The sequence below is a fragment of the Thalassospira sp. genome (genome assembly GCF_048059015.1).
Lineage (GTDB): Bacteria > Pseudomonadota > Alphaproteobacteria > Rhodospirillales > Thalassospiraceae > Thalassospira.
This window is the reverse complement of the sequence record NZ_JBLLNT010000008.1, coordinates 47,456-72,228: the sequence shown is the minus strand read 5'-3', so window position 1 is coordinate 72,228 and position 24,773 is coordinate 47,456. Positions and strand designations below refer to the sequence as shown.

The 24,773-nt window shown below is 54.5% G+C and carries 23 protein-coding genes; 6 read left to right on the top strand and 17 right to left on the bottom strand.

Annotated features, from left to right (window positions below; translation table 11 throughout):
* Positions 1–1,098: a histidinol-phosphate transaminase gene (gene hisC, locus ACMZ66_RS12325; protein WP_416937503.1), complete on the bottom strand. Its 1,098-nt coding sequence runs from the start codon at positions 1,096–1,098 to the stop codon at positions 1–3.
* A gap of 54 nt (positions 1,099–1,152) precedes the next feature.
* The gene (locus tag ACMZ66_RS12320) at positions 1,153–2,025 is read right to left on the bottom strand and encodes a chorismate mutase (RefSeq protein ID WP_416937502.1); all 873 of its coding nucleotides are present in this window, start codon (positions 2,023–2,025) and stop codon (positions 1,153–1,155) included.
* A gap of 257 nt (positions 2,026–2,282) precedes the next feature.
* On the opposite strand from ACMZ66_RS12320, the gene metX reads away from it, so the two are divergent.
* From metX to ACMZ66_RS12300, 4 genes are all read left to right on the top strand, one after another.
* On the top strand, positions 2,283–3,392 hold the full coding sequence (gene metX / locus ACMZ66_RS12315; protein WP_416937688.1) for a homoserine O-acetyltransferase MetX: 1,110 nt from the start codon (positions 2,283–2,285) through the stop codon (positions 3,390–3,392).
* A gap of 2 nt (positions 3,393–3,394) precedes the next feature.
* Positions 3,395–4,051: a methionine biosynthesis protein MetW gene (gene metW, locus ACMZ66_RS12310; protein ID WP_416937501.1), complete on the top strand. Its 657-nt coding sequence runs from the start codon at positions 3,395–3,397 to the stop codon at positions 4,049–4,051.
* Between the two features lie 127 nt (positions 4,052–4,178).
* Positions 4,179–5,021, top strand: a complete 843-nt coding sequence (locus tag ACMZ66_RS12305; protein ID WP_416937500.1) for a hypothetical protein — start codon at positions 4,179–4,181, stop codon at positions 5,019–5,021.
* Between the two features lie 15 nt (positions 5,022–5,036).
* Positions 5,037–5,324, top strand: coding sequence for a hypothetical protein (locus ACMZ66_RS12300; protein ID WP_416937499.1), 288 nt, complete (start codon positions 5,037–5,039; stop codon positions 5,322–5,324).
* A 1-nt stretch (position 5,325) separates the two neighbouring features.
* Here the strand turns inward: ACMZ66_RS12300 and moaE are convergent, their stop codons facing one another.
* The 6 genes from moaE to ACMZ66_RS12270 form a co-directional block, all read right to left on the bottom strand.
* Entirely contained in the window at positions 5,326–5,781 is a 456-nt protein-coding gene (moaE, locus tag ACMZ66_RS12295; RefSeq protein ID WP_416937498.1) for a molybdopterin synthase catalytic subunit MoaE, read from the bottom strand.
* Positions 5,782–5,804: 23 nt separating this feature from the next.
* Positions 5,805–6,356, bottom strand: a complete 552-nt coding sequence (gene pgsA, locus ACMZ66_RS12290; protein WP_416937497.1) for a CDP-diacylglycerol--glycerol-3-phosphate 3-phosphatidyltransferase — start codon at positions 6,354–6,356, stop codon at positions 5,805–5,807.
* 151 nt (positions 6,357–6,507) lie between these two features.
* Positions 6,508–8,445, bottom strand: a complete 1,938-nt coding sequence (gene uvrC / locus ACMZ66_RS12285) for an excinuclease ABC subunit UvrC (protein WP_416937496.1) — start codon at positions 8,443–8,445, stop codon at positions 6,508–6,510.
* Between the two features lie 439 nt (positions 8,446–8,884).
* Positions 8,885–9,310, bottom strand: a complete 426-nt coding sequence (gene folB, locus ACMZ66_RS12280) for a dihydroneopterin aldolase (protein WP_416937687.1) — start codon at positions 9,308–9,310, stop codon at positions 8,885–8,887.
* Between the two features lie 102 nt (positions 9,311–9,412).
* On the bottom strand, positions 9,413–10,183 hold the full coding sequence (locus tag ACMZ66_RS12275) for an SDR family oxidoreductase (RefSeq protein WP_416937495.1): 771 nt from the start codon (positions 10,181–10,183) through the stop codon (positions 9,413–9,415).
* 78 nt (positions 10,184–10,261) lie between these two features.
* Complete coding sequence (locus ACMZ66_RS12270) at positions 10,262–11,224, bottom strand: calcium/sodium antiporter (protein WP_416937494.1); 963 nt, start codon at positions 11,222–11,224, stop codon at positions 10,262–10,264.
* A 314-nt stretch (positions 11,225–11,538) separates the two neighbouring features.
* Between ACMZ66_RS12270 and ACMZ66_RS12265 the strand changes: the two genes are divergently transcribed.
* Positions 11,539–13,557, top strand: coding sequence for a cation:proton antiporter (locus ACMZ66_RS12265; protein ID WP_416937493.1), 2,019 nt, complete (start codon positions 11,539–11,541; stop codon positions 13,555–13,557).
* Positions 13,558–13,620: 63 nt separating this feature from the next.
* Here the strand turns inward: ACMZ66_RS12265 and phoB are convergent, their stop codons facing one another.
* From phoB to ACMZ66_RS12235, 6 genes are all read right to left on the bottom strand, one after another.
* Entirely contained in the window at positions 13,621–14,319 is a 699-nt protein-coding gene (gene phoB, locus ACMZ66_RS12260; protein ID WP_416937492.1) for a phosphate regulon transcriptional regulator PhoB, read from the bottom strand.
* A 17-nt stretch (positions 14,320–14,336) separates the two neighbouring features.
* Complete coding sequence (gene phoU / locus ACMZ66_RS12255; RefSeq protein WP_416937491.1) at positions 14,337–15,059, bottom strand: phosphate signaling complex protein PhoU; 723 nt, start codon at positions 15,057–15,059, stop codon at positions 14,337–14,339.
* Between the two features lie 22 nt (positions 15,060–15,081).
* A complete protein-coding gene (gene pstB / locus ACMZ66_RS12250; RefSeq protein WP_416937490.1) occupies positions 15,082–15,885 on the bottom strand; it encodes a phosphate ABC transporter ATP-binding protein PstB in 804 nt (267 codons plus the stop codon).
* A 1-nt stretch (position 15,886) separates the two neighbouring features.
* Positions 15,887–17,236 carry a phosphate ABC transporter permease PstA gene (gene pstA, locus ACMZ66_RS12245; protein WP_416937489.1) on the bottom strand — a complete coding sequence of 450 codons (1,350 nt, stop codon included), beginning with the start codon at positions 17,234–17,236 and terminating at the stop codon, positions 15,887–15,889.
* The gene (gene pstC, locus ACMZ66_RS12240) at positions 17,229–18,608 is read right to left on the bottom strand and encodes a phosphate ABC transporter permease subunit PstC (RefSeq protein ID WP_416937488.1); all 1,380 of its coding nucleotides are present in this window, start codon (positions 18,606–18,608) and stop codon (positions 17,229–17,231) included. Before pstC ends, pstA begins: the two co-directional genes overlap by 8 nt.
* Positions 18,609–18,742: 134 nt before the next feature.
* Positions 18,743–19,777, bottom strand: coding sequence for a PstS family phosphate ABC transporter substrate-binding protein (locus ACMZ66_RS12235; protein WP_416937487.1), 1,035 nt, complete (start codon positions 19,775–19,777; stop codon positions 18,743–18,745).
* A gap of 410 nt (positions 19,778–20,187) precedes the next feature.
* On the opposite strand from ACMZ66_RS12235, the gene ACMZ66_RS12230 reads away from it, so the two are divergent.
* Positions 20,188–20,487, top strand: coding sequence for a hypothetical protein (locus tag ACMZ66_RS12230; protein WP_416937486.1), 300 nt, complete (start codon positions 20,188–20,190; stop codon positions 20,485–20,487).
* Between the two features lie 129 nt (positions 20,488–20,616).
* On the opposite strand, the gene glcF is transcribed toward ACMZ66_RS12230, so the two are convergent.
* From glcF to ACMZ66_RS12215, 3 genes are all read right to left on the bottom strand, one after another.
* Entirely contained in the window at positions 20,617–21,933 is a 1,317-nt protein-coding gene (gene glcF / locus ACMZ66_RS12225) for a glycolate oxidase subunit GlcF (RefSeq protein WP_416937485.1), read from the bottom strand.
* Positions 21,933–23,183: a glycolate oxidase subunit GlcE gene (gene glcE / locus ACMZ66_RS12220; protein ID WP_416937484.1), complete on the bottom strand. Its 1,251-nt coding sequence runs from the start codon at positions 23,181–23,183 to the stop codon at positions 21,933–21,935. Before glcE ends, glcF begins: the two co-directional genes overlap by 1 nt.
* Before the next feature lie 102 nt (positions 23,184–23,285).
* Positions 23,286–24,770 carry an FAD-linked oxidase C-terminal domain-containing protein gene (locus ACMZ66_RS12215; protein WP_416937686.1) on the bottom strand — a complete coding sequence of 495 codons (1,485 nt, stop codon included), beginning with the start codon at positions 24,768–24,770 and terminating at the stop codon, positions 23,286–23,288.
* Between the last annotated feature and the right edge of the window lie 3 nt (positions 24,771–24,773).

Below are 24,773 nucleotides of genomic sequence, written 5' to 3'. Positions count from 1 at the left end.
TTACTGGTTCACAAAGTCTTTGATGGCCTGAAGGCAGATATCCATTTCTTCCTTCGTGCCAATCGATACACGGAGCATCTGCGGCAAGCCATAGGCACCGATTTTACGCGGGATCACACCGCGTTCCATCATGAAATCATTGGCGGCATCTGCGTCTTTACCCGCAACGGTCGGGAATTCGACCATCACGAAGTTACCATAGCTCGGATGTGCTTTCAGGCCCGCAAGAGCGTTGATCTCATCACGGAACCAGGCCAGCGTTTCCGCATTGTGGCGCACGCAATCATTGACGAAATCATCATCATCAAGGGCGGCAACACCTGCTTCCTGGGTCGGCAGCGGAACGTTGAACGGGTTGCGCAGACGCTGCAACACATCAGCAATTGCCGGCGGCGCATAGCACCAACCCAGACGAATGCCACCAAGACCATAGATCTTGGAGAAGGTGCGGGTCATGACCGTGTTGTTGCCTGCTTTGACCAGTTCTTCGCCGGCAGAATAATCTTCCTGACCGGTCATGAATTCGGCATAGGCCGCATCAACCACCAGAACGATGTCTTCGCGCAGACCATCACGCAGACGCTTCATTTCAGCATCGGTGATATAGGTGCCCGTCGGGTTGTTCGGGTTGGCAACAAAGACGATCTTGGTCTTGTCGGTCACCGCAGCCAGCAAGGCATCAACATTGGTCGTCATGTTGGTTTCAGGTGCGGTTACGGGCGTTGCGCCAACCCCCATGGCAGCAATCGGATACATCAAAAAGCCGTGCTGCGAATAAAGAACTTCATCGCCCGGACCGGCATAGGCACGGATCAGAAGGGTCAGCAGTTCATCAGAACCGGCACCGCAAACGAGCTGGTCGACTTCAAGACCGTATTTTTCAGCAAGCTTGTTGCGCAGCAAATCGCAACCGCCATCCGGATAACGGTGCAGGCGGCTTGCGGTATTGCGAAGCGCTTCCATGGCTTTGGGGCTTGGGCCAAGGGCACCTTCGTTGGATGACAGCTTGATCACGCGCTGGGCGCTGCCAGAGCTGGATTTACCGCCTTTATAAGGGGCAATATCAAGGATACCGGGGCGTGGGGTGGGCGCAGACATAACGTATATTCTCCCAGAGGAAGTGGCGGCCATTATGGCCTTCCAATGATTTTTTCAGCTCAGTGCGTCTTCGGCGATCGGCACAGCATAGGTGCCGACAATGCGCAGGCTTTCGGGGCTAAGCCCCTGCTCGGCCAGCATGGCGTCGAACGCATCGGCGCGATTACAAAAGAATCCCGGTACATCAACAAGAACAAAACGCCGTTCCGAGGCCGTATCATCAGAAAAGCCAAGGATTGTCGCCCCGTCGATGGCATCCGCAATTTTTTTGCGCGCGGTATCCATCGAAATCTCTCGCGACAGGCTGACAACGAACAGAGTCCGGTCATCACCACTGTCTTCAAGATCAATTGCTGCCAGAACAAAGCCTTCGGTCTGCTCACCCCGGCCAACCGGGCGTCCGCCAAATGGAAGTTTCGAGACAACCTTGACCGCACTGTCATCGGTCAGAAGCGTCCACCATGGCATGGCTTCGCCCAGTTCAGGCTTCGGAAACACACCAACAGCAGCGCGGCCTTCTTCAAGCGCGCTGAACGCTTCGCGCGGTGTATCAAATTCGACAATCTCGTTCAGGCAACCAAAATTAAGACGTGCGAGTTCCCAGCAATCCAGACCATCGGCATTGCGGCATAGTGCCACCGTATAAGGCGCTTCAAGCCGGGTGCCGGCTGCGATCATTTCGCGCCAGATCTGAATAAGGGCTGTTTTCGGAAAGGCACCATCATGACGGCTGACCAATGTGCGCATGATACGGGCTTCGCGGGCCGGACGATAAGGTACCTTTACCTTACCACCTGCGGCGATCACGCGGTCCTTATAGGCCCCGACGGCCTGCACAACTTTGGTCCGGCGGATGATCAGGGATTGCAGCGCCTGATCGATCTCGTCGATCTCGCCACGCAGCCCGTCAAGGTCAAGATTTGCCAAATTTTTATCGTCAGACGCCATAATCTACTCTTCTTTGGAACGGCGCACAGTATTAGGACAGGGCCGCAGAAATGCAAAGAAAAGATTGACTAAACCGGGTCTGGTTCATAGCTAGAACAGGCGAATTTTCCGCAAACCGGGTAACAATTACAAAAATCGATACCCGTTCGCGCGAAGAATCACGAAAAACAGGGAAACAAACGTCCATGTCCACCGCTGCCAATACAGAAAAGCGCCCACCGCTTCCCGGCCATCACATGGTGCTTGGGGAAACGGATAAACTGCGCCTTGATAGCGGTGTTGAATTCGGCCCCTTCACACTGGCCTATCAGACATACGGCGCGCTTAATGCCGAAAAATCCAACGCCATTCTGGTGTGCCATGCCCTGACCGGTGATCAATATGTTGCCGATGATGTCCATCCGATCACTGGCAAGGAAGGCTGGTGGCGCGAGATCGTTGGCCCCGGCAAGATCATTGATACCGACAAATATTTCGTCATTTGCAGCAACGTGATCGGTGGCTGCCTTGGCAGTACTGGCCCAAAGGACACCAATCCGGCCACCGGAAAACCCTGGGGACTGGATTTCCCGGTCATTACCATTGCCGATATGGTCCGTGCGCAAACCATGCTGATTGATGCGCTTGGGATCGATACCCTGTTTGCTGTTATCGGCGGATCGATGGGCGGCATGCAGGTTCTTGAATGGTGTAAAAGCTATCCGGAGCGCGTTTTTGCCGCAGCTCCGATTGCCACATCCTTCCGCCATTCTGCACAAAACATCGCCTTCCACGAAGTCGGCCGTCAGGCGGTTATGGCCGATCCGGACTGGTGTGGTGGCAATTACCTGCTTGAAGGCAAAAAGCCCGCGCGTGGTTTGGCGGTTGCGCGCATGACAGCACATATCACCTATCTGTCGCAGCCTGCCCTGCATCGCAAATTTGGCCGCAAGCTTCAGAACCGCGGGTCGATTACTTATAGCTTCGATCATGACTTCCAGGTCGAAAGTTACCTGCGCCATCAGGGCAAAAGCTTTGTCGACCGGTTTGATGCCAACAGTTACCTCTATATCACGCGCGCGATGGATTATTTCGATCTGTCGATCGAGCATGATGGGCGTTTGGCCGATGCCTTCACCGGCTGCAAAACCCGGTTCTGCATCATTTCGTTTTCAAGTGATTGGTGCTTTACCACCGCTGAAAGCCGCACCCTTGCCCATGCGCTAAACGCGGCATCGTGCAATGTCAGCTGCGTCGAGATTGATAGCGACAAGGGCCATGACGCCTTCCTGCTAGATGAGCCGGACTTCCATATGGTGCTAAGCGGCTTTATCGAAGGTGCTGCTGAAAGCCGGGGGCTGAAATAATCATGAACCATACTGTTTCAAATGCCACCAATGGCGCAGCACCGGTGACCCATAGTGATCGGATTCGTGTCGACCTTCAGCTGATTGCCGATATGGTCGAACCGGGCACGCGAGTTTTGGATATTGGTTGCAGCGACGGTGAACTTCTGGGCTACCTGACCCGGACCAAGAATGTTGATGGTCGCGGGCTTGAGCTTTCCAACGAAGGTGTGCGCAATTGTGTGGCCCAAGGCCTTCCGGTGATGCAGGGCGATGCCGACCGCGATCTGGGCGATTATCCCGATGGGGCGTTTGATTACGCGATCCTCAGCCAGACGCTTCAGGCGACCCATCGCCCGAAAGAAGTCCTGTCGGAATTGCTGCGCATTGGTAACAAGGCGATTGTGTCTTTTCCGAACTTTGGCCATTGGCGTGCACGGTTTGATTTGATGTTCCGTGGTCGCATGCCGCAGAACCCGAACTTGCCGATCATGTGGTATGAAACACCCAACATTCACTTCTGCACCGTGCGCGATTTCGTCGCGATGTGCGAAGAAATGAACCTTAAGATCGAACGATCCATGGTGCTGAATGAAAGCGGATCACGCGTTTCCATGGACAGTCATTCCGGCTTTGCCAATTTCTTTGGCAATCAGGCCCTGTTCATGCTGAGCAAGTAACGCCGCCAGACAGCCGCCTTAGAACAGCATTTAACGCCGCGCATCCTTGTGCGGCGTTTTTTATTGCCGTCACAAATCCCAAACCATCCCGTCTGATTGCCATCACGGCAACTCGGTGGGGATAAAAATGGTTTCCAGATTTAAACAGGTTTTCCGCAACGGCCTTGTAATTGCGGTTGTCACAGTTTTGGCCGCCTGCAGCCAAAAGGCTGAAACACTCAAACTGTCGGTCACGCAATTTGGCACAGCGACCGAAGCGGCCTTTGATGGTTATGCCAAAGCACATGAGCAGCAATTTGTTCCCTTCAGCAAATCGGAAACCGCCAAGCGGTCCGAGTTCGTTGCCAATATGGACGCCTTCACCGGACAGGTGACGCCTGCCAATATCGACACCTTGCTTGATCCCGACGCAGTCAAGATTGCACCGGGTGTACAGGATCAGTGGAACGCGACCTTGCAGGATTTGCGGAAGCAATATCAGCAGTTCGTCGCGATCTTTGACAATATTGAAGCAGGTTCGGCTCTCGGCGCTTCCGCCGTCACGCAATCTGGCCCGATCCTCGAAAAACTGCGCACTCAGTTGGCCTCCATCAGCAATGATTTTGCCCGCAATCCGCCAAAATATCTCGCACGCCGAAGCGCGCTAATTGCCGAACTAAATAGCATCCGCAAGGACGACGCCAGCGAACCAGATGCCCTGACATTGCGTTATCAAATATGGTGGCAGAAATGGAACGGTTTGGTCGCGACCGAAAAGCTGATGCAATCCAACACGTTGCGTGCATTTGTCACCGCGACCAAGCTTGGCGACAAACTGCAAGGTCAGATCGACAATTACACCAAGCTTGATGCCACCGCCCTGTTTGCGGCGGTCGAACAGGGCATCAGTCTTGCAGATCGCATCAACAAGCTCAGCCCGCAGGAACTTGTAACCGAAGGCACCAGCCTTCTTGAAACCGCAACACAGTAAATGAAGGGGGATATCATGAGTGATAATTTACAAACGCTGATCATGAATGCCGAACGCACCTATCAGCAGGCAGCGGTAACCTATCAATCCGCATCCATTGATCAACAGGTCGCAACCAAACCGATGCTTGATAAAGCGGGCGAACTTCTGGTCAGCCTTCAGACCAAGCAGCTTCAGAGCGCAATCACGGTCAGCGATCAGGACGTGGCGGAGATGAAGGAGCTGCGCAACAAGGTCAATGAGGCCGCCGCCCTTCAGACAGCCCTGACATCATTTGTTTCGCTTTTGATGAAGTTCGTCTGAGTTAGCTATTCCAGCGGTCGGCATCGGCATCATCGGATGCCTTTGCCGTTACCCATTTTTCGCCTTCGGGCGTTTCTTCACGCTTCCAGAATGGCGCACGGGTTTTCAGGAAATCCATTATGAAGTCGCAGGCTTCAAATGCCGCTCGACGATGGGCCGAAAGCGTGATGACCAGAACGATCCGTTCACCGGGCAGCATTTTGCCAAAGCGATGAACAATCCGAACATCATCAAGCGGCCAGCGCTTTGATGCCTCATCCGCGATCTTTTCAAGTTCACGTTCGGTCATGCCCGGATAATGATCCAGTGTCAGGCTTGATACCTGATTCCCGCCATGGATATCGCGCACCAGCCCGACAAAACTGACCGCCGCACCAATATCGGTACGCCCATCGGTCAGTGCGGCAAGCTCCGCACCCGGATCAAAATCATGTTCCTGAACTGAAACGCGCGCCATCAATACCGCCCGAACCTTGTGGGTTAATCGAGATGCTTCAAACCGGTGCGAAGATAGATATAACCGGTCTGAACCGTCACAATCCCGGCAATCCACAGCAGGATATCACCAATCAGGATCGACGGGATCAGGTCCGGCGATGCATCACCAACCAGAAGGAAACCGATCGCAAGGATCTGGGCCGTTGTTTTCCATTTCGCAAGCACCGTGACCGGAAGCGGTACTTTAAGCTCGGCCAGATGTTCGCGCAGGCCCGATACCATGATTTCACGGCACATGATGATCACGGCCGGCAGCACCGAAAAACCGGCAATGCGTTCATGGGCCACCATCATCATCAATGCAGCAGCAACCAGAAGCTTGTCGGCAATCGGGTCAAGGAACCGGCCCAGAGGGGAGACCACATTCATCGAACGCGCAAGATAGCCGTCAAAGAAGTCGGTCACACCGGCAAAGGCAAACAGGGCAAAGCCGATCCAGTTGCCCGCCGGACCGTCGATGTAAAACGATGCGACCAAAGCCGGGATCACGATGATGCGCGACAAGGTCAGCAGATTGGGAATCTGGTTTTTCATAAACGGGCCTGTTTAGCGGGTATTTACGGCGATGATCCTGCGGCCCGGACAATGCTTCGCCCAAAGCCGGGCAATTATTAAAGGCTTGAAGCGCATACCACAAGGGCTGCGTTCCCTTTGTTCACCAATGAACATTCAATTGCTGATGTGATCACTTTTGATCGTGGAAATGATCATAAATCTTTCGGGCGAGTGCGGCACTGATGCCTTCGACCGCTTCAAGATCGGCCAAGCCTGCATCCGCCACCCCGCGCGCAGATCCGAAATGGTGCAAAAGCGCCTTTTTGCGCGCCCCACCCACGCCTGGCACCGAATCCAGAACGCTTTTGCCGATCTGCTTGGCACGTTTGGCCCGATGGGTGCCAATCGCCCAACGGTGGGCTTCATCGCGCAGGCGCTGGATGAAATACAGAACCGGGTCTTTCATATCCAAACGCACCGGCGCCTTGCCCGGAATATGCAGGACTTCCTTACCGGCATTACGATCCACACCCTTGGCAACACCAACCAGCATCACGTCTTCGATGCCAAGGTCTTCGAGTACCTCGCGCGCGACGCCAAGCTGACCCAAGCCACCATCGATCAGGCACAGATCCGGCCAGGTGCCGTTTTCACGATCCGGGTCATCCTTTTGCGCGCGGGCAAAGCGCCGCGTCAGGACTTCGCGCATCATGGCAAAGTCATCACCCGGTGCGATATCACCCTTGATGTTGAATTTGCGGTACGCGTTTTTAATGAAGCCTTCGGGTCCTGCGACAATCATCCCGCCAACCATGTTGGTGCCCTGGGTGTGGGAGTTATCATAAACCTCGATCCGCTCGGGCGTGGTTTCCAGATCAAGCTTGTCAGCAAGGTCTTCAAGCAATTTGCGCTGGGTCGCACTTTCGGCCATGCGGCGGCCCAATGCGTCTTTGGCATTGGTCAGGGCATGCTCAACCAGCTTGCGCTTGCCACCCCGCTTGGGCACCAGCAGTTCGATCTTGCGGTTATTGTTAATGCCGAGTGCGTTTTCAACCAGCTCCTGCCCTTCGATCTCGTGGGATAAGAAAACCTGTTTGGGGGCCGGTTTGTCGGCATAGAACTGCCCGACAAAGGCCGACAGGATTTCCGGAATTTCGGCCGATTGTTCATGGCGCGGGAAATAGGACCGGTTGCCGTAGTTTGACCCTGACCGGAAGAAGAAGACCTGCACACAGCTTTGCCCGCCTTCCTGATGAAGGGAAATGACGTCGGCCTCTTCAACACCTTCTAGGTTAATGTCCTGATGCGATCGGATTTGGCTAAGCGCGCGGATACGGTCGCGATACATCGCGGCCTGTTCGAACTCCATCTTTTCCGACGCATCCATCATGTCAGCTTCAAGCTGCTTGAGGATCTTCTGGCTGCGCCCGGTCAGGAAGTCCCGACAGATATCAACAAGCCCGTCATATTCGGGTTTGGAAATGCGATCCACACAGGGTGCTGCACAGCGCTTGATTTGATAAAGCAAACAGGGACGCGACCGGTTGGAAAACACCGCATCCGTGCAGGACCGCAGCAAAAAGGCGCGCTGCAGATGGTTAATCGTGTTGTTGACCGCCCAGGCCGATGCAAACGGGCCAAAGCAACTGCCATCCTTGGCGCGCGCGCCGCGATGTTTGACGATGCGCGGGTAATCGTGATCCTCGGTGATCAGGATATATGGGAAACTTTTGTCGTCACGCAGCAGGATGTTGTAACGGGGTTTAAGCTTCTTGATCAGGTTGGATTCAAGAAGAAGGGCTTCGGCCTCGGTATGGGTGGTGATGATTTCCATCCGCACCGTTTGCGCCACCATGCGGGCAATGCGGATCGGCAGCTGCATGATGCGGGTATAGGATACCACGCGCTTTTTCAGGCTTTTGGCCTTGCCGACATAAAGAACCCGGTCCTTGTCATCAAGCATGCGATAGACGCCCGGCGACCCCGGCATGGTTTTAAGCGCATGTTTGATCGCCTCGACACCACGCGCAGCTCCGCCCTCGGTCGGTTCACCATCCAGTGACAAACCGATTTCCCGTTTCGGGGCATCATCCCCGGTCGGGTTTTCGGGGGAAACTGGTGGCTTCATCAGGACACTCCGCGATCACACAAATACATCCAAAGTTGTGACGATCGTCACAAACAGGAAGGGGGTTGGAACATACCCGAAAAGATTAACATCGCAACAGCGTGACAGGGAATCGCCCCGGAAAAAAGATGTCCACCAAGACTGTGGATAACTATGTGGGTAATAGGGGGGCTATTGTCTGCACCCCTTGAGAGTCTTAACGTTCTGTGAAGTGCCCAATTATTGAGCAAAACTGTTAAGTCATTGTTTTATTTAGGTAAAAATACTGTCAACCTGAAATCATTCGGTAATACAGTCGTAAAAATCGAATATTTTCCTTTGATTCCAACTCGCCAAATGCTTGTGCATAAGGCGAATCGCGATTCGCCCCAGAGGAATCACAGAGTCCCTTGTGACGTTCGTTTACAAAAGTAAATTTTTTACCGGAATGTGACGTAAATTAACGGGCGATATTGTGCCGTTCGATTTCGACCCCGACCGCCGAGACGTCTTCAAAAACGTCGAGCTTTTCAACCCGAACGATCACCTTGCGCACGCGGGGATCAGCCAGGCACATATCAGCCAGTTTTTCCCCAAGGGTTTCCACAAGGTTGGTGTGACCATCCTGGCAAATACGACGGGTGCCAACCACAAGATCTTCGTAGCTTAGCACGGTCATGATGTCGTCATTCTGAACGCCATCGCCTTCGAGCACGGAAAGATCAAGATTGATGCGCACACGCTGCGGGGCTTCCTTTTCATGGTCATAAACCCCGATCGAGGTATGAATAACCATGTCACGCACGAAGACGCGGCGCAGGCTGCCTGCCAAATCGGCAAACGGCAATGTCGTTATTTTTGCGTCCTGTTTCAGGCCTGCGGTCATATTCCGGTCTTCCTTGTGCTGCTTTCGTGCATGGGTCCTATGGATCGCACCATGCATATCCGGCCCGATGTTGGCATTGATGTCAGACATCAATGCCGGGCATCATTCGATTGGCTTGTCATCTTCGCCACTGGGCGCCCAATCAAGGTGCTGCCCGCCGTCAAGGGCTAACATTTGCCCGGTGATGGCCGGCGCGGCAAGGAAAAATCGAACCGCGTCGCAAATCTCTTGCGGGTTTGTCCCAACTTTTAGAGGCGTTTTCGCGCATTGCTGATCGAAAACTTCCTGTGTTTGTCGGGTACTAGGCAATGCCGGCCCCGGCCCGATGGCATTCACACGAATTTTCGGTGCCAAGGCCAATGCAAGCGTCTGGGTCAGGGCCCAAAGGCCTGCTTTGGACAAAGTATAGGTCATGAAATGCGGGTTTAGATTCCATACCCGCTGATCAATCAGATTGACGATCAGGCCTCGCGCATCATCTGGAAGACGTTTGGCAAATTCCTGGGACAGGACAAATGGCGCGCGCAAATTGGCTTCCATATGCAGATCCCAGCTATCGCGCGTTGCGGTCCCGACATCGTCATATTCAAATGTCGATGCGTTATTGATCAAAACCCCAATCGGCCCCAAAGCCGCCTGTGCTTCGCGGATAATGCGATGGGTGTCTTCTTCTTTGGAAAGATCGGCCGAAATGACGCAGGCACGACGACCAAGCGCACGGATTTCATCGGCAAGCTGTTCGGCATCCTTGCGCGAACTGTGACAATGAAGGGCCACATCATAGCCCTGCCCCGCCAGATCAAGCGCCACAGCCCGGCCAATGCGCTTTGCCGCACCTGTAATCAAAACCGTTTGTGGCAACTGAGCTGTCATTGAACCCTTGATCCTTTTACATCACACCGCATCGCAATTGGATGACGTACGGGCCAAGTCGGCCCGCAGTTCAATATCTTACGCTGCGACGAGCTGGAAAACATAGACCAAATAGGCAATCACAAAGGCAACACCGGTAACCCGGCCAATCTTGCGCCATGCAAAGGCAACAATCAGCAAGGCAATGGTCACCGCCAGCATGACCCAAAGATCAGAATTCATGATCTGATCCGGAACCGGGATCGGCGAGATCAGCGATACGCCACCAATGATGACCAGAAGGTTCAAAAGGTTCGAGCCAAACACGTTGCCCAGTGCGACATCGGAATGCCCACGGAAGGCCGCCACAAGGGACGCCGCAAGTTCCGGAAGCGACGTACCAAACGCCACCAGTGTCAGGCCAATCACCGCCTCGGACACACCAAATTCACGGGCAACTGCAACACCGCCATCCACCAGCCATTCCGCACCAAACATCAGGGCAACGATACCAATGACTGTCGCAATGATCGGCTTGGTCCAGCCGGTCGGAACTTCGCCGACTTCATCGACTTCGTCTTCGTGAAGGCTACTGGCTTCGCTCGGTTGGTTTTTGTCATGCTTGTAGGTGAAGTACCAGATGGCCACCAAAACGGCGAGCATCAGGGCACCTGCCCAGCGCTCGATAATGCCAAACATGCAAAGCCCGATAAACAGGACGGTTCCCAACAACATCGTACCGCCATCGCGCACCACGGTCACACGACCGGCCGCAACAGGCTTAAGCAATGCAACAGCACCCAGTATCAAAAGGATGTTGGCGATGTTTGATCCAACAACGTTACCCATCGCGATGTCAGCCGTGTCTTTAAGAGCTGCATTCAGCGACACAACAAACTCCGGTGCCGACGTTCCGGCTGCGACAATCGTCAAACCGACAATCACCTTGGACACCCCAAGCAGCAAGGCAAGGCCAACTGCGCCCCGAACAATAAACTCGCCACCTGCGGTCAGAAGAATAAGACCAGCGACAATCTGAATATAGGGGATGAACTGTTCCAAGATGCGTGTGCTCGTATTGAATAACGTTTTTAAATTGGCCCGGATCAGGGCGTGGGGAACATGGCATTGGAATCAGGCAATAGCAAGTCATCTGGCGATGACAATTGTCACACCACCATCCCCTCAGTGGTTACGCAGCCTTTTTTGAATGGCGCTAGAATAGTCAAAGCCTTCTGGCCTTGAACCAGATCAAATCCCTGCGGGTTAATTGCATTATAAACAGCAAATTTCCACAGGACTGGCGGGGCTATTTTCGTTATCCTGTTAATCTCGTTGTTTCAGTTATTTAACTGCCTGCCGGATCGTTTTTGACCATGCATCACAGCGTTCTGTTCGAGCTGTTCCTGATCCTGACTGCTGCTGTTGTGGCCGTCCCCATCGCGCATCGCCTGCGCGCCAATTCGATTATCGGCTTTTTGATTGGTGGTTTCTTTATTGGTCCGTTCGGGCTTGGCCTGATTACGGAACGCGAAGATATCTCAACTGTTGCCGAACTTGGCGTTGTTTTCCTGCTGTTTATGATCGGTTTGGAATTGTCACGTGAACGTTTGCGCGTGATTGGCGGGCGGTTTGCCGCCCTTGGACTGATGCAGATCCTTGTTTCCATGGCGGCCCTTTTGGGGGTTCTGGCCATGATGGATCTGGCACTGCCCACTGCCCTTGTGATTGCTGGTGCGTTGGCGCTGTCATCAACGGCGATTATCCTGAAACAGCTTTCAGACGACCGGCAGCTTAATACCCGTTTTGGCCGCGCGGCCCTGGCGATCCTGCTGCTGCAAGACGTCGCCGTTGGTCCGTTCCTTATTATGGTGCAAGCCGCAGGCAATGCGGGCACGGAAACCAGCCCGTGGATCAGCATCCTTCTTGGATTTGGCTCGGTCGCGCTTTTGCTTCTGGTCGGGCGGTTTGTTCTGCCACGTCTTTATCGCTATATCGCGGCGCTTAAGAACCCGGAACTGTTTGCCATTGTCACCCTGTTTGTCGTGCTGGCTGCCAGTACCTTGACCGAGGTGTCCGGGCTTTCCATGGCGCTTGGCGCCTTTATCGCCGGTGTGATGCTGGCCGAAACCGAATTCCGCCATCAGATCGAAGCCGACATTGCCCCGTTCCGTGGGGTTTTCCTGTCGCTGTTTTTCATGTCGGTCGGCATGTCGGTCAATGCCAATGTGCTTTGGGATCAGCTGGGCAGTGTTGTTTTCTGGCTGATCATGCTGATCACGATCAAAACGGCAGTTCTGTTCATTCTGGCCCGCGCGGTTAGTTTCGATACCGGATCAGCCCTTCGCGTGGCACTTAGTTTGGCCGCCGGGGGTGAGTTCGCCTTTGTCATGTTCGCACTAGCCGCCCAAAACGGGGCGATCCCGTTTGATATGGCGGCGATGTTGATCCCGGTGGTGGCTTTGTCGATGGCGCTGACCCCGACCCTGATCAGCATCGGTCACAAGATCGAAGAAAAACTGCACCCCAAAGAAGAAGATCAGCTTGGCCCTATTTCCGAGGGAACCGATGGCATTCAACAACATGTTCTCGTGATCGGCAGTGGCCGTGTTGGTCGGGTTCTGGCCCGTCTTTTGAAGACCCGCGATATCCCGTTCATCGTTCTTGATAGCGATGCTCAACAGGTGTCACGTGGTCGGGCCGAGGGATTACCCGTTTACTTTGCTGACGGCTCCAGACCGGAAACCTTCCGGGCCGCGCATACAAACGAAGCAAGGATTGCGGTCGTTGCCATGGGGAACCCGCATGCGACCGAGAAAACCGTCGCCCTTTTGCGCCAGAACTATCCGCATCTGAAAATCTTTGCCCGTGCCCAGGACATCACCCATATCGGGTCGCTATCGCGCAGCGGGGCGGATGCGGCAATCCCCGAAGTTCTCGAAACCGGGCTTCGGTTATCCGATCACGTCCTGTCAGCCTGTGACGTCCCACAAGAAGATATCGATGCCGAAATCGCCAAGTTCCGCCGTGCCGATATGCTATTGATGAACGAGTTGGCGCCAAGAAGCCAACGCAGAAAAGCTGCCGAAGTCAGCGCTGCAGTGCCGACACCTGTGCCAAAGCCTGCAGCAGAGACAAAGCCGGAGCCAGAAGTGCTCGCAGAACCAACGGCAAAGGCGGCAACCAAGGCCCCGGCAAAGAAGGCGGCTACGCGTAAACCGGCTGCCAAGAAAACGACCACGCGAAAGACGGCGGCGAAGAAAACACCGACAGTGCGGTCGAGTGCAGCCAAAAAGACAACGGCACGCAAAACAACGGCAAGTGGCACAACCGCGAAAACCGGCACAGCGACAAAATCACCAAGGGCCCGGACAACCAAGCCCAAGGACAACTAAACAAAAACCCCCGATGCCCATGGCACCGGGGGTTTTTCGTAAGGCAAATTGAAACCGGCCAGATCAGGCAGCGGTTTCGGAATCCAGCGCATAGCCCGCCGCACGAACGGTGCGGATGATATCGCGGGTGCCTTTGACGTCATTCAGTGCCTTGCGCAGGCGACGAATGTGAACGTCAACGGTACGGGTTTCGACATAAATGTTCGGACCCCAAACAGCATTCAGAAGCTGTTCGCGCGAGAAGACACGACCCGGATGTTCCAGGAAATAGCGCAGCAGACGGAATTCGGTCGGACCAAGGTGGATGGCCTTGCCATTGCGGCTGACGCGGTGCGCGGCCAAATCCATCTCGATATCGGAATAAACCAACTGCCCTTGTGGTTGCGCTGGACCCGAACGACGCAGAAGCGCGCGGATACGGGCAAGTAATTCGCCAATCGCGAACGGCTTGGTCACATAGTCGTCAGCCCCGGTATCAAGACCGCGAATACGGTCGCCTTCTTCGCCACGTGCGGTCACCATAATGACCGGCAGGTCACGGCTTTCCGGTTTGCGGCGGATCTGACGGCAGACTTCGATGCCTGACATGACCGGCAACATCCAGTCCAGAAGAACAAGATCAACATGCGTTTCCGCAAAAATCTTCAACGCTTCGTCACCGTCTCCGGCTTCGACAACCTGCATCCCCTCGCGTTCGAGGTTGTAGCGCAACATGGTTACGATTGCAGCTTCGTCCTCGACGATAAGAACCGTTGGGTCCATCTTCCTATGCTCCAGTGTCACTCATTCGGTTCGACGACTGCGAAATTCGCGGCGTCGTTTTTTGGCCGGTCAAGTGCCGGCAGGTCTTCGCCTTTGATCCGGTAATAGATCGTTTCGGCGATGTTGGTCGCGTGATCACCAATACGTTCGATGTTCTTGGCAATGAACAGCATGTGGGTCGATGCGGTGATGTTGCGCGGATCTTCCATCATGTAGGTCAGCAATTCGCGGAACAGCGAATTGTACATATCGTCGACTTCCTGATCGCGTGCCCAGACACGTTCTGCCTTTTCGGCATCGCCTTCGATATAGGCATCAAGAACGTCCTTGATGATCTCCTGGGCCAGCTTGCCCATATTCGGGATCACCTGAACCGGACGGATCGGCGGGATCTGGTTCAGGACCTGGGCGCGCTTGGCGATGTTTTTGGCCAAGTCACCAATACGTTCCAGATCGTTTGACAGCTTGAGTGCCGTCACAACCTGACGCAGGTCATCTGCCATCGGCTGGCGAAGCGCCAGCAGACGAACAGCAAAATCCTGAACTTCCTGTTCCAGAACGTCGATACGCTTGTCCGACAGAATGACTTTTTCAGCCAGTTCGGAGTCACGCTTGACGATGGAGCGGATCGCAGAGATCAGCTGACTTTCTGCAAGCCCGCCCATCTGCGAGATGATGTTGTTCAGACGGGTGAGTTCCTCGTCGAACGAACTTACGATATGGGTTTTGTCGTCAGCCATTTATTCGCTCTCCTCGTGTCGCTTAACCAAAGCGACCGGTAATGTAACCCTTGGTGCGTTCGTCTTTCGGGTTGGTGAAGATCTGATCGGTTTCACCAACTTCAACCAGCTTGCCAAGGTGGAAGAATGCGGTCCGCTGCGATACACGCGCGGCCTGCTGCATGGAGTGCGTGACGATCACGATCGTGTAGTTCGAACGCAGTTCGTCAATCAGCTCTTCAACCTTTGCCGTTGCAATCGGATCCAGTGCCGAGCACGGCTCATCCATCAGGATCACTTCCGGGCTAACCGCAACCGCACGTGCAATGCACAGACGCTGCTGCTGACCACCGGAAAGACCGGTTGCCGGTGACTGCAGGCGATCTTTGACTTCTTTCAGAAGACCAGCGCGCTCAAGCGAGGTCATGACGATTTCGTCAAGCTCGTCACGCGAATTGACCAGACCATGGATACGCGGGCCATAAGCCACGTTGTCATAGATCGATTTCGGGAACGGGTTCGGTTTCTGGAACACCATGCCGATACGTGCACGCAGCTGAACAACGTCGATGCGCTTGTCATAGATGTCACGACCATCAAGGGTGACTTGACCGTTAATCGTGACGCCATCAATTGTGTCATTCATACGGTTCATGCAGCGCAGGAACGTTGACTTGCCGCAACCAGACGGACCAATCAGCGCGGTTACCTGACGTTCGACGATATCAAGATTGACGTCAAACAGGGCCTGGTTGTCGCTATAGAAAAGATTAAGGTCACGCGCCGTCATTTTCGGGCTTGCGACCGACGGCTCTGCCGTCATTGCGCTTTGGGATACAACAGCCATTTTACCACTTCCGTTCAAATTTTTTGCGCAGATACACGGCAAATCCGTTCATCAGAACCAAGAAAGCCAGCAAAACCATAATCGCCGCCGAGGTTTTCTCGACAAAGGCACGCTCCGGACTGTCTGCCCACAGATAGATCTGAACCGGCAGAACCGTCGCCGGATCGAGTGCACCACCCGGAATGTCGACGATGAACGCCACCATACCGATCATCAGAAGCGGTGCAGTTTCGCCAAGCGCCTGCGCCATGCCAATGATCGTGCCCGTCAGAATGCCTGGCATTGCCAACGGCAGGACGTGGTGGGTTACGGTCTGAACCGGTGAAGCACCAAGACCAAGTGCTGCCTGACGGATCGACGGCGGGACCGCCTTGATCGCGGCACGCGATGCAATAATGATTGTCGGCAGGGTCATCAGTGCCAGCGTCAAGCCACCAACGACCGGGGCCGAACGCGGCAGATGCATAACGTTGAGATAGACCTCAAGCCCCAGCAGACCAAACACGATCGACGGAACCGCAGCCAGATTGTTGATGTTAACCTCAACAATCGTGGTGAAACGGTTCTTCGGTGCGAATTCTTCAAGATAAACCGCAGCCAGAACACCGATCGGGAAGGACAATGCCAGGGTCACAAGCAGGGTATAGAACGATCCGACCGCAGCGCCCCAAATACCGGCAAGTTCCGGCTCGCGGAAGTCACCGCTGGTAAAGAAGCGCGCGTGGAACTGCTTTTCAACAGCGCCGGCTTCGACAAGATCGTTATACCAACTGATCTGCTGATCGTTCAGACGACGGCTGCCTTCATCGACATTGGCGTCGATATAGCCCTTGTTGAGCATGTCAAAATCATCACCCGAAATCAGCCAGATCTTGCGGGTCTGACCAATCAGCGACGGGTTGTTCATGACGCGCTCGCGCAGGTCATAGGATGCGCCACCCGAAACGATGTCATAAAGGTCGCGCTTTTCGCGACGGCTCGTGACTTCCGGGAAACGTGTGCGAAGCGATTCCTTGATCAGACCATCAAAGTTCGCCCGGCCAATAACAGCGGGATCACCCGTGCCATCCGGATCAATAACAGCTGGATCAAAGGTCACTTCAAGCTGGACATAGGTCTGGTAAAAGGCGCTATAGCCTTTAGACCCGATCGAAAATGCCAAGACGAACAGGGCCATAAGCGCAATACCGATTGCGCTCAAACCATAAACTTTAAAGCGGCGTTCTGCGGCGTAACGTTTTTTGATGTTACGGGCAATCTTCGGGCTATCCCAATCAACGGGCTTATGCGTGTTGTCCGAGATCACCTTTGCTGCGGCTCTGTCTTCCATAAGAGATGCCATATCAGTCATATTTCTCGCGATACTTCTGAACTACCTTAAGGGCAAATACGTTCAAGCCCAAGGTGACAAGGAAAAGAACCAGCCCCAACGCAAAGGCCGAGAGGGTTTTTGCACTATCGAATTCCTGGTCACCGACCAGAAGCGTTACGATCTGAACCGTTACCGTCGTGACAGCCTGAAGCGGGTTTGCCGTCATGTTCGCAGCAAGGCCAGCAGCCATCACCACAATCATGGTTTCGCCGATCGCGCGCGACACCGCCAAAAGAACCGCACCAACGATGCCTGGCAAAGCAGCCGGGAAAATCACGTGGCGAATGGTTTCAGATTTGGTAGCACCCAAACCATAAGACCCGTCACGAAGCGATTTCGGCACCTGCGACATCACGTCATCAGAAAGCGACGATACGAACGGGATGATCATGACACCCATGACAAGACCCGCCGCCAGCGCACTTTCGGAACTGACATCAAGACCAAGTACCGCGCCATTATTGCGCAGGAACGGTGCAACGGTCAGGGCAGCAAAGAAGCCGTAAACAACCGTCGGAACACCAGCCAGAATTTCAAGAGCAGGCTTTGCAATCGCGCGGAATTTCGACGACGCGTATTCGCCCATATAGATGGCCGAGAACAAACCAACCGGAACCGCGACACACATCGCAATGATGGTGATCAGAAGTGTGCCAACAAACAGCGGGATCGCGCCAAAGGCACCTTCGGATGCCACCTGATCTGCGCGGATGGCTGTCTGCGGGCTCCATTCAAGACCAAACAGGAACTCGAACGGGTTGATCTTGCTAAAGAAGTGCAATGCTTCGAACAGAAGCGAGAAAACGATGCCAACCGTGGACAGGATCGCAATCGCCGAGCAGGCAATCATCATCGCGCGCGCGATGCGTTCGACATTGTTGCGTGCACGCAGTTCCGGATCAATTTTGCGGAACGACAGCGTAGTACCGACCATCGCGACGCTGAGCATCACGACAACCAGTGCACCATTTGCAATCGACTGAAGGTTGGACAAACGCTGACCGGCTTCGACAACTTCCGGGGAGACCGTCAGATGCTGGCCATTGCCAGCTGCGATCAGCGAAATGCTGTTAAGCGCCAGTGAAAGCTGGCCGGTATCGCCGGTAATTTCGGCCGGCAAATCGGAGATGATCATCGCTTCGATGATCGAACCCTGGAACATGTACCAGACAAGCAGCAGCAACAACGCAGGAAGGCCACACCACAGGGCGACATAGGTCCCATAGTGCGCCGGAAGTGAATGAAGATTGCTGTGCCGGCCGCCCGAAAGGGCTACGGCCCGCTGGCGTCCGAAATAGAAGGACAGCGCACAAAGTGCGGCAACCGCGAGCAACAGGAAAGACAGGGACATTACGTTAAATCCGTTTGCCAGGTGAGCCTGTAGAAATCAGATGAGAGGCCAATAGGACAAAAACAATAAAACAATCAAGCCTGGAAACAAAGAAACCGGTGGCAGCATTGGCTGCCACCGATTGAAAGATCGCGTTACATGCTCAGCGGCGAAAGGTTCATCGTCGCGTTGCGAACAGCTTCACGCTCAGCAGCGCTCATCGGGATGAGGCCACGGTCAGCAAGGTAGCCTTCATCGCCCCAAGCTTTGTCAGCGGTGAATTCTGCGAGGTATTCTTTGATGCCCGGGATGGTGCCAACGTGCGCGTTTTTCACGTAGAAGAACAGCGAACGGGAAACCGGATAGTCACCAGCAGAGATAGCTTCGAAGGTCGGCTCAACACCAGAGATCATCGAACCCTGAAGTTTGTCGCCGTTCTGGTCGAGGAACGAGAAGCCGAAGATGCCGAATGCGTCTTTGTTGGCTTCGAGTTTCTGAACGATCAGGTTGTCGTTCTCACCAGCTTCAACATATGCACCGTCTTCACGAACGCCAGCGCAGACAGCTTTGTGCTGGTCTTTGTTGGTGTCTTTAAGTGCTTTGATTGCCGGGAACTCATCGCAAGCTTCTTCGAGTACCAGCTCGGTGAAGGCATCACGGGTACCGGAGGTCGGGGGCGGGCCCAGAACTTCGATTTTAACGTCCGGCAGGCTCGGGTCGATTTCGGCCCAGGTGCTGTACGGGTTGTCGATCAGCGAGCTACCGTCTTTGGACGGAACGGTTTTAGCAAGTGCCAGGAAGATCTGTTCTTTGGTCAGATCCAGCTGCGGTGCTGCGTTCGAGTTCGAAAGAACGATACCGTCGAAACCAACTTTAACTTCGGTTACTTCGGCAATGCCGTTCTTTGCGCAAGTTTCAACTTCGGAGTTCTTGATGCGACGCGAAGCGTTGGTGATGTCCGGATGCTGTTCGCCTACACCGGCGCAGAACAGCTTCAGACCACCGCCAGAACCGGTCGATTCAATAACCGGAGTCTTGAAAGAGGTGGTTTTACCGAATTCTTCAGCAACCGCGGTTGCGAACGGGAAGACGGTGGACGAACCAACGATACGAATCTGGTCGCGTGCTTCGGCAGCGCCAGCAAAGGCAACGCTCATAAGCGCCGCAACAGCAAGAGTCTTCTTCATCATAAATTCCCCAATGGTTGTTCCACTTCGGAACGGTGCAACGATCTGCGAGGCGGACTCTACCGCTGGGCGCTTACGGTATTGTGTCGCTTTTGTTAACGTTATGTGACAACGCATCAGAGCGGTAAAAATATGGATTTTTCATTATATTTTTCAATAATTTAGCAATATCACTATCATGGTCATTTTTACCGATTTTCGCGCCATTCCCGGCCAAATGACGGTTATTTGCGACAGGCTGTAACAAAAACTGTCACATTTGCCCCAGCCAACCATCTGGCACTGTCATGATCGGGCGTGCGAAGGGTTTATTCTGAGCTGGCTCTTTACATACCCCCCGTTTCCCGCAACTCTTGCACCATAGGGAACAGGAAGGCCGTGCACTTAACGCACAGTCATATAAGGAGAAAGACATGAGCAACGCCTCGCTCGACGAGATTCAGCAGCTGATCCAGAAACTGTCTGGTGAACTCGGTGAGATGTCCGAAGCCGCATCGCGCCATATCGATGATCTTCATATCGCGGTGAATAACGTCGCTTCCCACGTTCTGGCGATCGAAGCCGTGCTTTCGCTTGTTGCCCAAAAGGTTGAGGTCAGCGAAGAAGACGCGCTGCAGTGGATTCGTGACAAAACCGCAGCCTATGCCGAAGACAGCAGCGAAGGTTCCGCTGCCGAAGGCATCGCGCAAAGCCTGCTTGGCAAAGAAGACTAGTACAGACAACCTTCAACAGGTTTTCGGATTGCGCCAGATAACGATGGCCGCACCAATTCTATAGAAGAAGACGGCGGGGTTGATGCCCCGCCGTCTTCTTTTGGTTTAAACGATCGAAATCCGGATTGGTTAGCGCGCTGCCATCGCCTTGTCTTGAAGCTTTGATGGAACCGGCCCGCCAGATGCCCAATCAAGCAACTGAACTGTATGGATCACCTTAAGATCATCCGTTTCGATCTGGATCATGCAGCCAATATTACCGGTCGCCACCAAGTCAGGCTGCGTCGCGCGGATATTGCCACGTTTGCGTTCCTGAAGCTTTCCGGCGATTTCAGGCTGCAACAGGTTATAGACACCGGCTGATCCGCAGCACAGATGGCCTTCGGCAATCTCAACCACGTCATATCCAGCCTGCTTCAACAGATCGCGTGGCGGACGGGTGATCTTCTGACCATGCTGCATCGAACAGGCCGAATGATAAGCCACGCGCGGATTCCCGTGTTGTGCCCCGGCAAACACCGCATCATCAACCTCAAGCCCGGCAAGATATTCAGTAATGTCCTTGGCAAGACCGGACACCTTGGCTGCCTTATCGGCATAGGCCGGATCATTTCGCAACATATGGCCGTAATCCTTGACCGTCGTGCCACAGCCAGACGCGGTGATGACAATCGCATCAAGCCCGTCACCTGCAAGCTCCGCAGTCCAAGCGTCAATATTGCCCTTTGCCTGATGATGGGATTGTTCTTCTTTACCCATGTGATGGACAAGCGACCCGCAACAACCGGCCCCCTTGGCCACGACAACCTCGATGCCAAGGCGGGTAAGTAGACGAACCGTCGATTCGTTGATCTCGGTCTCAAGCACTTGTTGCGCGCATCCGGTCAGGATCGCAACGCGTCCTTTGCGCTGCCCCACCGCCGGAATGACCTGTGGCTTATCCACCCAGCTGGGGGGTGGCATATGACGCGCACCCATTTTCACCATGCCCTTAAGCCGGCCTGGCATCAGACGGGCAAAGGGGCTTGCGAATTTTGCCCCGATCAGAGAAAGCCGGAACAAGGTCGGGTTCGGCACAACCAGCGCCAACAATTTGCGCAACAACCGGTCGCCCAAGGGGCGTTCATAGTTTTCTTCGATATGCGCCCGGGCATTGTCGATCAGATGCATGTAATCGACGCCCGATGGGCAGGTGCTGGTGCAAGACAGGCATGACAGACAGCGATCAAGGTGCTTTACCACCCGATCTGTTGCCGGTTTGTCATTTTCGAGCATGTCCTTGATCAGATAAATGCGCCCGCGCGGGCTATCAAGTTCATCGCCCAATGTCACAAAGGTCGGGCAGGTCGCGGTACAAAAGCCGCAATGCACGCATTTGCGCAATATCTGTTCGCTTTCGGCGATGATCGGGTTTTCAAGCTGGGCCGGGGTAAAGTTGGTTTGCATTACGCGCCCTCCCCGCTGATCGATGCCGGGGTTAATCGGCCCGGATTAAGGATGCATTCGGGATCGAAGTTTTCTTTGATCTTGGCATTAATCTTGGCCAAAGCCGCGTTTTCCGCCTGAAACACCGGAACGGTTTCACGCACAGCCTCAGACGCACGCACCAGATCAGCCTTACCGCCAGCCGAACTTGCGATATCGCGAATGACGGTCGCCATTGCATCTGGTCCGGCACTTTGAAGCCAGATCAGACCACCGGCCCAATCCATCATGGTTCGACCACCGGTTTCCGCCATTAGACGCGCACAAACGTCGCCGCCACTTGCTGGCGGAACCGATACCCGCCACAGAAGGCTATTACTGTCCGCAGTCCCGGCAAACGGCTTCACATCGCCAACGAAATGCCAGACACGCTGGCTATAGCCATCCGCCAATTCATGGGTTTCACCAAACGGTGCCAAGGCCTTGCAAAGTGCCTCGGCCCGCCAGGCGACTGAGGGCTTCGGTCCCTCGACACGCAAAACCACCAATCCACAGCCAAACTCGGATGCCATCGGGATATCAAGCATACGAATGTCACCCGATGCGATCCAAGCCGCCGCCGAAACTTCGTTTTCACTGCGCATCGCAAGGGTCATGGCCTTGCCTGCTGCTTGCGGGTCATCAACACCAACAATGATCGTGGCCGAGGTTTCATCACGCGGCATGACCTTAAGCGTCACGGTATGCATAACGCCCAAGGTGCCAAACGACCCCGACATCAGCTTGGACAGATCAAAGCCCGTCACGTTCTTCATCACCCGGCCGCCGGATTTGAAATCTTCTGCCCGACCGGAAATGGCTTCAAATCCCAGAACATGGTCACGGGCCGATCCAACCTTGATGCGCCGTGAACCGGCAATGTTGGAGGCAACCAAACCACCGATGGTCCCGGCACCCTGATGCGCACCCGCGCCCAGCAAGCCCGGAAAATATCCCGGCTCAAAATGGAACAGCTGTTTCTTTTCCGCCAAGGCAGCCTCGATCTCGGCCAATGGTGTACCTGCGCGCGCAGAGATCACCAGTTCTTCCGGCTCGTAAAACAGGATGCCTGAAAGTTTTGAGCAATCCAGAACCGCATTGGTTTTGACCGCATGGCCAAAAGCCCGCTTGGTTCCTGTTCCAATGATTTCGAGTGGGGTCTTCGATCCAAGCGCCCAGCCAACTGCATCACGCAGTTGTTCTGGCGTGGTGGGGGAAAGCACGTCCACCATGGTTATCTCTCTTCCTCTCCTGAGCCGTGCCAATCAGATTTGCGGGAGCCAATTGGCCGGCTTTTGTTTTCTATTCTTTGGGTCTTGGTTTATGCGCGCCAATCAGAAGCGCGGGATATCCGGGAATTTGTCGGCAACCGCCTTGGCATGAAGGGTTTTAAGTTCTCCACAGCCGTGCAAGGTCGGGAATACCTTGCCGGGGTTGAGCAGCTGGTCCTCGTCAAAGGCCATCTTGATGCGTTCCTGATGCTTCATGTCATCCGTCGTGAACATCTCGCCCATCAGGTCACGTTTTTCGACGCCAATGCCATGTTCACCGGACAGAACGCCGCCAACAGCAACGCATAGTTTCAGGATATCGGCCCCGAATTCCTCGGCCTTTTCAAGATCTCCGGGTTTGTTGGCATCAAACATGATCAGCGGATGGAGGTTGCCATCGCCTGCATGGAATACATTGGCAACGCCAAGACCGTGACGCTTGGACAGGTCCTGCATACCGGTCAGGACTTCGGCAAGACGGCCACGCGGGATGGTGCCGTCCATGCACATATAATCTGGTGAAATACGCCCGATGGCAGGAAACGCGTTTTTGCGGCCCGACCAGAACAGAAGTCGTTCTTCTTCGTTTTCGGAAATGCGGGAATAAACCGCACCACAATCCTTGGCGATCCGGCCAACCCGGTCGATCAGATAATCCACTTCGACCTGCGGACCATCCAGTTCGACCAGAAGCAACGCCTCGACATCAAGCGGATAACCGGCATGAACGAAATCCTCGGTCGCCTGGATTGCCGGTGCATCCATCATCTCAAGCCCGCCGGGAATGATGCCTGCGGCAATGATGGCAGCAACGCAATTGCCGCCTTCTTCGGATGAATTGAAACCAAGCAAAAGCGCACGTGCGGTTTCCGGTTTGCGCAGAATACGCACCGTTACTTCGGTAACGATGCCAAGCAATCCTTCGGAACCGGTAATAATGCCCAGCAGGTCATAGCCCGCCTGATCAAGCCCCTTGCCACCAACACGCAGGATTTCGCCTTCGATGGTGACCATCTCGACGCCAAGCACATTATTGGTGGTAAGCCCGTATTTCAGGCAATGCACCCCGCCGGAATTTTCGGCAATATTGCCACCGATCGAGCAGGCAATCTGGCTTGATGGATCGGGGGCGTAATAGAAACCTTCATGTTCGACCGCGCGCGTGATGCCCAGATTGGTGACACCGGGCTGCACGACGGCAGCACGGTTGTCCCAGTCAATCTCGAGCACGCGATTGAACTTCATCATCGAAATCGTGATCGCATCTGCCATTGGCAGCGCCCCACCCGAAAGGCCGGTACCTGCCCCGCGCGGGACAACGCGCACCTTGTTTTCGTGACAATATTTAAGGATGGCTGCGACCTGCCCGGTATTTTCGGGCAGGACCACAATCATCGGAAGTTGGCGATAGGCCATCAAACCATCGCATTCATAGGGCCTGAGCTGATCATCATCGACAATGACACCACCAACAGAGGGAATGATGTCCCGCATGGCGGCAATAATGTCCTTGCGACGCGCAAGTGTGTTTTGATCAGGCTCAGGCATCCT